This is a genomic window from Pseudomonas sp. FSL R10-2189, assembly GCF_009600325.1.
Taxonomy (GTDB): domain Bacteria; phylum Pseudomonadota; class Gammaproteobacteria; order Pseudomonadales; family Pseudomonadaceae; genus Aquipseudomonas; species Aquipseudomonas helleri.
This window is the reverse complement of sequence record NZ_WIVZ01000120.1, coordinates 1-530: the sequence shown is the minus strand read 5'-3', so window position 1 is coordinate 530 and position 530 is coordinate 1. Positions and strand designations below refer to the sequence as shown.

The 530-nt window shown below is 62.5% G+C and carries 1 pseudogene; it reads right to left on the bottom strand.

Annotation, left to right across the window (positions count from 1 at the left end):
* Positions 1-530, bottom strand: a pseudogene (locus GHO32_RS26190) (RHS repeat protein); the annotation flags it as partial.

Here is a 530-nt window from a genome sequence, read left to right as displayed (position 1 = left end):
TAGCGGGTCAGGCGGTCGTAGAGGTCCCAGGTGAAGCGGGCTTTTTTGCCGTTGTCGAGGCGTTCAAGCAGGTTGCCGCGGGCGTCGTAGGTGTAGTGCTGGCCGACGTAGTCACGCAGCAGGTTATCGAGGAGCTTGGGCGGCGGGTGGTGGATAGGCCGGCGCGGAGCCTTGGGGTCGAGCAGGTTGCTGGCCGGGTCGAAGGCGAAGGTTTCTTCTTTGTACTGGCTGCTGGCTCCGAGTAGGCGGCCGAGCGGGTCGTAACGGTAGTTGATGTCGCCACGGCGGTTGTCGTGCAGGTCGGTCAGTTGCCCTGCATCGTCATAGCGGTAGTTGCGCACCAGCAGGCGCGTGCTTGAGCCGGTAAGGGCTACGGTCTGTTCCTTTAACTGGCCGTTGGGCGTCCAGCTCTGGCGCTGTTGCAGGTTGTTGCCTTGGTGACGGGTGATTTCACGATGCAGGTCGTCGCGCTGGTAGCTGAGCAGTTCGATGTCGTCGACTTTCATCGCCAGCAAGTGGCCGCTGCCGTA